At 58.4% G+C, this 7,432-nt stretch carries 6 protein-coding genes, 1 pseudogene and 1 riboswitch; of the genes and pseudogenes, 2 read left to right on the forward strand and 5 right to left on the reverse strand.

The features are described 5' to 3' along the window. The 5 genes and pseudogenes from ABYV26_RS16680 to ABYV26_RS16700 form a co-directional block, all read right to left on the reverse strand. Positions 1–305: pseudogene (locus tag ABYV26_RS16680) on the reverse strand (hydroxymethylbilane synthase); the annotation flags it as partial. After that, entirely contained in the window at positions 305–538 is a 234-nt protein-coding gene (locus ABYV26_RS16685) for a zinc ribbon domain-containing protein (protein ID WP_372682488.1), read from the reverse strand. The pseudogene ABYV26_RS16680 and the gene ABYV26_RS16685, both read right to left, overlap by 1 nt. A 216-nt stretch (positions 539–754) precedes the next feature. Then, positions 755–2,083 carry a tetratricopeptide repeat protein gene (locus tag ABYV26_RS16690; RefSeq protein ID WP_372682489.1) on the reverse strand — a complete coding sequence of 443 codons (1,329 nt, stop codon included), beginning with the start codon at positions 2,081–2,083 and terminating at the stop codon, positions 755–757. 4 nt (positions 2,084–2,087) lie between these two features. Then, a complete protein-coding gene (gene selA, locus ABYV26_RS16695; protein ID WP_372682490.1) occupies positions 2,088–3,515 on the reverse strand; it encodes an L-seryl-tRNA(Sec) selenium transferase in 1,428 nt (475 codons plus the stop codon). Further along, a complete protein-coding gene (locus tag ABYV26_RS16700; protein ID WP_372682491.1) occupies positions 3,508–4,872 on the reverse strand; it encodes an HDOD domain-containing protein in 1,365 nt (454 codons plus the stop codon). Before ABYV26_RS16700 ends, selA begins: the two co-directional genes overlap by 8 nt. 117 nt (positions 4,873–4,989) lie before the next feature. Beyond that, positions 4,990–5,194, forward strand: a riboswitch (cobalamin riboswitch). 364 nt (positions 5,195–5,558) lie between these two features. Here ABYV26_RS16700 and ABYV26_RS16705 point away from each other — a divergent pair. Then, a complete protein-coding gene (locus ABYV26_RS16705; protein WP_372682492.1) occupies positions 5,559–6,623 on the forward strand; it encodes a FecCD family ABC transporter permease in 1,065 nt (354 codons plus the stop codon). A 2-nt stretch (positions 6,624–6,625) separates the two neighbouring features. Then, entirely contained in the window at positions 6,626–7,432 is an 807-nt protein-coding gene (locus ABYV26_RS16710) for an ABC transporter ATP-binding protein (RefSeq protein WP_372682493.1), read from the forward strand.

The following is a 7,432-nucleotide window of genomic DNA, read 5'->3' on the forward strand; positions in this document are numbered from 1 at the left end:
TCCCGCTCGGGGATCGCGCCGATGCAAAGTCCGTCGGGAATGTCGGCGGGCATGTCCTTCATGCTGTGCACGGCCAGGTCGATGCGCCCGTCCAGCAGCGCCTCTTCAATCTCCTTGACGAACAATCCTTTTCCGCCCACCTTGGCCAGCGGAACATCGAGGATTTTGTCTCCCTTGGTTTTGATGATGACCAGTTCGACGGAGAGACCTGGATGGTGGCGGCTGATGGACCTTTTTACCCAGTTGGCCTGCCACAGGGCCAATTGACTGCCACGGGTGCCGATGGCGATGGTGCCGCCGGCCATCAGTGACCACACCCGGAACAGCTGGAAGCGCTGCAACCGGTGCATGACGATGATGAGGCGGATGTGCTCACGGTTTGGCCACCGCTGCCTTTGCTGACAAACCCGCAGGTGGACATGAGTCGGCAGACCGAATCGGCCTTGCAAGCCGGGCATTGATCCGGTTCGCTGCCGCCCAACACCAGATATTCGAAATCTTCACCGCATCCCTTGCAGTGGTACTCATAGATGGGCATGGAACGGTTACTCCTTGTTCATGACTGACATTAAACGATTATGGTTCAAGCGATTCCGCTGCCAGTCATGGTCGACAGGAATTGCGCTTGCCGTTATGGGTCCATTGACCCGGTGGACATGATAAATTAAGCACGAAAGTGCCCTTAACAACCTCCAGCGTTCATGTTTGGTCAAACCATCAGGCGTCCCGACGAAGTGGTGCTTTGCGGATCCTTTCAACAGGCCCTGGATGCCGTCATACGGTCCTGCGTCTCTTCGATCTGCAGCTGGCTGTCATGGCCCATGGCCGCGGCCAGTTCAAACTCGGCCAGGGCATGGTTCAACTTTCCCTGATTCAGGAATACATGACCCAGGCGGTGCCTGAAGAGGCCGTTGTCCGGGGCCAGTCGAACACTCTGTTCGCACAGTACCGACGCCACATCCAGGCTTTCCCCCCGCTCGGTGTAGAGCCGGCCTAAAAGCGATAGAGATTCCGCATCACCGGGGTTGATCTTCACCACGCTCTTGTAGGCCTGGATGGCCTCCTTGGTTAAACCCAGGTTGTCCAAACAGGCGCCGAGGCTTTTAAATGCCGGACCGGACCGGTTGTTGGCAAGCGTAGCGGCTTCCAGGTAAGGTCGGGCTTTTTCGTTTGCGCCCATCTCAACGAGTGTTTGGCCGATGTGAAAAATCACCTCAAAAACGTTTGGCTCGCAGGTATCGGCCTTCAGGAAGCATTCCAGCGCCTGTTCCAGGTTTCCTTGGAGCAAGAGGATATAACCCTTGTTATAGATGGCCATCACCTCTCGCGGGGATAGCCATATCGCATTTTCAAAGGCGCTCAGGGCATTGTCGAAATCCTTTCGCACCCCGTGGCACACCCCCAGGCTATTATGCAGGTTCGCATCTGCAGGATCGAGCAGCAACCCTTTCTTGTATTCAGCGATGGCACTGTCAATATCACCTGCCTGGTAGTAGCGGTCCCCGCTGATGTTCAGGCTTACCGCATCGAAATCGGTAATCGTACCGGGACCGAAAAAAGAGGCATGTTCGAGCGCTTTCTCTGCATTCTCGATAAGTTGCGAGCGAACGTAGTTGATGGTCGGGTAGGCCGCGACGCCAGCGGTAAGCGGCGGATGGTCCGCATCTGGGAATGTGTTTAAGAGATGTTGGGCCAGCGCGTGTCCGTCGACTGCGGCAAGATGAGGAAACACGCAGGCAAATCGATCAGGACCGATCCGCGCCCAGTGTCCTCGATGCGCGCGGCAGAGCGTGGCAATGGCAACGACCGCATCTTCCGGAATGCCCGATTCTTCCGCGCCTTCGATTTTGACTGCGATCGCACACAGCGCAGAGGAGGAGGCCATGTGGGAGTCGATGGCGTTGACCAGCCCCTCGCGGTCCTGCATGTCGGAAAAACGGGGGTCGGGGGAGGCGGCCGCGGCGTTTTTCCGGCGGGTCACCGCCTGTGCAGGACCGTGATCAAGGATGTCATCGGAATGGGAAAAGAGGAATTCCTGTGTCGTGCTGCGATGTTTAAACAGATTCGAACTGTGTCCTGCCATTCATTCACCTTCCATGGGTGCCGACGGCCAGCATGTCTGCAAAGGCCTTTTCAATAATATCCAGCTCTTCTTCCTGCAGGGTTCGAGGGTCCACGATGAACTGGTCGTTTTCGATTCTGCCGATGATGGGCGGATTGCTGCTGCGCATCCACCGTTCAACGGCATTGACTGACGTTCCGTCTACCGTAACGCCCAGGCAGCGGCTGGGCAGATCCAGCATCGGCAGTGAGCCGCCTCCGGCCTTTGAGGAAATGTCCAGCAATTCCACTTTTAGCCGCGCGCCGGGAATCCGCTCGAGACGGGATTTCAATTCAGCAGCCCGCCCCTGGATTACGGGCAGCGGCAACGTAAGCATTCTCAAGGTGGGAATCTGTTGCATCGCCTGAGGTTCGTCCCGGTAAAGCTGCAAGGTGGCTTCAAGGGCCGCCAGGGTCATTTTATCGATACGCAGGGCCCGGGTCAGCGAATTGGCCTTTATCCGGTCGATGTGTCGCCGGCCCCCCAAAATAATGCCGGCCTGGGGGCCGCCCAGCAGCTTATCGCCGCTGAAGGTGACCACATCAACACCGGCGGCCAGGGACTCCTGGACGGTGGGTTCCTTGATCAGGCCGTATTTGGAGAAATCCACAAGGGTGCCACTGCCCAGGTCCTCCATGACAGGAAGGCCGTGCCGCCGGCCGATAGACACCAAATCGGGCAGGGAAACAGCGGCCGTGAAGCCAACGATGCTGTAGTTGCTGGTGTGGACCTTGAGCAGCAGTCCGGTCCGTTCACCGATGGCATTTTCGTAGTCACGGGGATGGGTTCGGTTGGTGGTCCCTACCTCTTTTAAAATTGCGCCGCTTTTAGCCATCACATCCGGAATCCGGTAGGACCCGCCGATTTCCACCAGTTCACCGCGTGAGACAATCACCTCCTGGCCTGTGGCCAGGGTGTCCAGACAGAGCAGTGTGGCTGCGGCGTTGTTGTTCACGATCATGGCGGCTTGAGCCCCGCTCAATTCGCACAGGATGCCTTCCACGGCGCTGTAGCGGGATCCGCGACGCCCTGCTTTAAGATCAAACTCCAAATTGGAATAGCGGCTGGAGATGGCCGCCAGGTTTCCCATCACCACCGGGGAGAGCAGGGAGCGGCCTAAGTTGGTGTGAACCACGACGCCGGTGGCGTTGACGGTGCGTCTAAGCTTCAAGGCCATGGTTTGTCCGGCCTGTTTTTTAACTTCCGCAACCAGGGTGATGCGGGAGAAGCAACTGCTGTCCGGCGGGACGTCCGATTCTATAATTTGGGCCCTGAGGGCATCGATGGCACTTCGGATAGCTGGAATCAGCACCGATTTGGGAATGTGGTCAAAGTGCCCTTCGTCCGCACCAAACTCCAGGATGCGGTCCACCCCGGGCAGCTGTTTCAGCTGGGCCTGTCTGTTCTCATCCATGGGCGGGGTTTCCTGTCGTTTCTGTGGCCGGTTTAAAGACTTTTCCCGGAATCAGGTCCACGAGGTCGCCTAGCTGCCCGGAGGACAAGTTGAGCCGTGACAGGTGATCGGCGAGGTGGTCCGTGCCCATGCGCTCCAGTTCGAGACCGGTGTGGAATCTGGACATGAGCAGGTCCGCCAGGTAGACGATGGTGGTCAGGGGATCGCCGTTTCTTTTCTCCTCCGGCCGGTGGTGGTATCGGATGGCATTGGCGAGCGAGGCGGGCAGGGACCAATTTTTTGCCAGAATTTCTCCCACCCGGGTGTGATCCATACCCAGGACCCGGGTTTCCACATCGATAATTTCTGACTGGCGCCCCTGAAATTCGCGATAGAGCATTGGATAGGCGCCGGTGATATACTGATCCAGGACCACCTTGCCAATATCGTGCAGCAGCCCGGCCGTGTAGGCAACGCCGGGCAGGGCTTTTTCGGTCCTGCCGGCGATTTTTTCGGCGATCATGGCCGTGCCGACAGCATGGTGGTAAAGGCCGCCCTTGCACAGGCTGTATCCATTGCCGCTCTGGCTGTAATAGCTTAGCACGGCTGCCGAGATAACCAGCTTGATGAACAGTTCCTGGCCGAGGAACACCAGTGCGTGATCCAAGGACACCACGTCGTGACGTTTGGTGAACATGGCCGAATTGCACAGCTGGATGGTTCTGGCGCTGATGACCTGGTCCTTTTTCACCTCTTCGGCCACTTTTTCGATATCGTAAGTGCCGTCTTCGATGATGCGCAGCACTTTCAGGGCCACCTGGGGGATGGGCCGGATGGTTTCGATGGCCTGTTGGACGTCATCGGAGACGGGTTTTATTGAACCCGGGTTATTCAAGGAGACGTCAAAACCGGACGGTCTGATCTCGCATGTCCACCGCTGCATGTCTAATTCGAGGCAGCATGTGAAAAAACCGCCCGTTTCTGCGCGCTTGACCGCAATACCCTCGGAGTGGAGAGCGATATACGCTTTTTCAGCGGTTCTGCCGCCGATGTCCAGGCTCATGTCCTGGGGGGTCAACGGGCCCACCAATGCGCCCCCGGCCACGACCGCTTGCATACTTTCGCGGGTTGCACCCAGATCCAATAACTGCCTCAAAAACAAGGGCACCCCTGTGGCGGCATACTTTTCGGGCTGGTCCATGCTCCACCGGTTGCCCGGCTCCGGCAGCAAGAGGTGGATGATTCCCCCGACGCCGGCAGCCGCATCGAACACGGCCACACCCACGCAGGTGCCTAAAAAAGCCTGAAGCATGCGGGGTTGCGTAGCGCCGACCTCAAGAGACCCGGAGGCCACATGATATTTTCTTAAGATCCCCATCCAGGTTTGCCTTCCGTTTACGGGAATTACTAACCGTAAGCCATACCACTATCATCCTGTCGTTTTCAACCACAGGATGACCTTTTTCAATATGCATTGACAGGGCCGGGGATTTAACCTACAAGCGGAGACATAGGTGCGTTTCGCTTAATAGGGAATCCCGTGAAAACCGGGAGCGGTCCCGCCGCTGTAACCCTCTTTCCTTTCATTTGGATGGAAGGATTCCGCTGAGCCATATGCCACTGTCCCGGGATACCGGTGTGGGAAGGCGCACAACGGATTGGGGGAAGCCAGAAGACCTGCCTTGCATGTGTGCCGGAGAGCCCTTCTTGGAAAAGGGTTGTCGGCCATCTATATATCGAGGGCCAAGTAAAATGGGTGCAACCCTTCAAACCGACGGACAGGTTTGAAGGGTTTTTGTTTTGGGGCTCGATGGGAACGCCCGGTTGCCGGCAGACCGGTGATGGGAAATAAAGGGCTGCTAAAGCAGTTCATGGTGATGCCGGAGCTCCAATACCTGGGTGCAATGGGTACCCTTGCGGACATCTTCGTGTTCCACACCTATACAGGATGCGGCGCATGACCCCGGCATCGCTATGAAAGCATACCACGGACATTAAACGACCATCCCGTTGCGGTATGGAAGCCTGGCGCAGGGGGAAAGAACCGGAAAAACCAAAACGACCATGGTTAATGCCTTGTCCAACAAGCCCCTCCATCGCGCCCAGAACCACGGCCTCCTCATAGCCGGCCTGTTGGCTCTGGTCCTGGTGATGGCCATCAGTCTGTCGGCTGGTATGGGGTACATGAAGATTGCCTGGGTGGATGTGCTTCGGGTGGTGGTCGGCAGCCTGACGGGAAACGAAGGGATCGGCGCCGGCGTGGACGAGCTGACACGGGTCATCGTCATGGAGGTCCGCCTGCCGCGCATTCTCACCGCTGCCGCCGTAGGGGGCGGGCTGGCCCTGTGCGGCGTGGTTTTTCAGGGCATCCTGCTCAACCCCCTGGCCGATCCATATACCTTGGGGGTCTCTGCCGGCGCCGCCTTTGGCGCCGCCCTGGCCCTGCTGCTGAACCTGACCGTGGCCGGCATCTACAGTGTGCCGGCCTGCGCTTTCATCGGTGCCACCGCCACGTTGGTCCTGGTCGTCTACCTCTCATCGTCTGCCGGTGGCGCCAATGCCAACAATCTGATCCTTTCGGGTATCATTGTCGCCGCTATCCTTTCCGCCGGGATCAGTTTCCTGAAATTCGTGGCCGATGAGCAGGTGTCGGTGATCATCTTCTGGCTCATGGGCAGTTTCGCGTCGAAAACCTGGATCGACGTGGGCCTGTCCAGCACCTTCCTGCTCGTCGGGCTGATGGTCTTCGTCTTTTACGCCCGCGATCTGAACCTGTTGTGTCTGGGGCGGCGGGCAGCTGCCTCGCTGGGCGTGGACGCCCGTCGGGTCCCCTGGATCCTGCTCGTTACGGCCTCGCTGGTGGCGGCAGCCTGCGTGTCCGTCTCGGGCATCATCGGTTTCGTCGGTCTGTTGGTACCCCACATGATGCGTGCCCTGGTCGGGCCGGACAACCGTCGCCTGCTGCCCCTGTCCCTTTTCGGCGGGGCGATCCTGCTCTTGTGCGCCGATACGGTAACCCGGGCCGTTCTGCCCCATGAAATTCCCATCGGGGTGCTCACTGCGCTGATCGGAGGTCCCTTTTTCTGCTACCTGTTCCGCAAACGCCAGACCGGTGGGAGGGGATTCTAAACGTGGGTTTTTCACTGTGCGGCATCGGTTTCGCCCACCCGGGCAGGACCATTTTCGAAGGCCTGGACCTGGACCTGCCCACCGGCCGTTTTACCGGCATCATCGGTCCCAACGGCTGCGGCAAGACCACGCTGCTCGACCTGATCTGCCGGCACATTACACCCCATCAAGGCCAGATCCAATACGCCGGCAGACCCTTGGGCGATTACGGCAAGCGGGCGCTGGCCAGGCAGATTGCGCTGGTGCCCCAGGATTACGGGATCAATTTTCCTTTTACGGTCGAAGAGGTGGTTTTCATGGGGCGATACCCCCATACACCCCGATTCGGGGCGCCTTCCGCCGAAGATGTGGATCGGGTGGTCCGGACCATGGCCGACTGCGATGTATTGGCATTCAAAGATCGCCCCATCACGTCGCTGAGCGGGGGCGAGCGCCAGCGGGTGATCTTTGCACGGGCCCTGGCCCAGGACGCACCGGTGCTGGTTCTGGACGAGGCTACAGCCAACCTGGACGTCTGCCACACCTTGACGCTGCTGGACCGCGTGGCTGATCTGGTTCAGATGGAACGGCGCACGGTGATCGCTGTGTTTCAGGACCTGAATCTGGCATCGGCATACAGCCAAGAAATCGTCATGGTCAAAGCGGGCCGGGTGGTGGCTGCCGGCCCTACGGATAAGGTGTTCACCCCGCAGAACCTGAAACGGGTATTCGACGTTCAGGCTCGGGTGGCGGTCGACGATTTTACCGGACGGCTGCAGGTGAGATATAAAAGATTAAATCACAATGACCAAATGACAAATGACAAATAA

The sequence above is a fragment of the Desulfosarcina sp. genome, assembly GCF_041551955.1.
Lineage (GTDB): Bacteria > Desulfobacterota > Desulfobacteria > Desulfobacterales > Desulfosarcinaceae > Desulfosarcina.

Excerpts from the sequence above, each read along its gene's own strand:
- ABYV26_RS16685 (WP_372682488.1), bottom strand. The coding sequence starts at position 538 with ATGCCCATCTATGAGTACCACTGCAAGGGATGCGGTGAAGATTTCGAA.
- ABYV26_RS16690 (WP_372682489.1), bottom strand. The coding sequence starts at position 2,083 with ATGGCAGGACACAGTTCGAATCTGTTTAAACATCGCAGCACGACACAG.
- selA (WP_372682490.1), bottom strand. The coding sequence starts at position 3,515 with ATGGATGAGAACAGACAGGCCCAGCTGAAACAGCTGCCCGGGGTGGAC.
- ABYV26_RS16700 (WP_372682491.1), bottom strand. The coding sequence starts at position 4,872 with ATGGGGATCTTAAGAAAATATCATGTGGCCTCCGGGTCTCTTGAGGTC.
- ABYV26_RS16705 (WP_372682492.1), top strand. The coding sequence starts at position 5,559 with ATGGTTAATGCCTTGTCCAACAAGCCCCTCCATCGCGCCCAGAACCAC.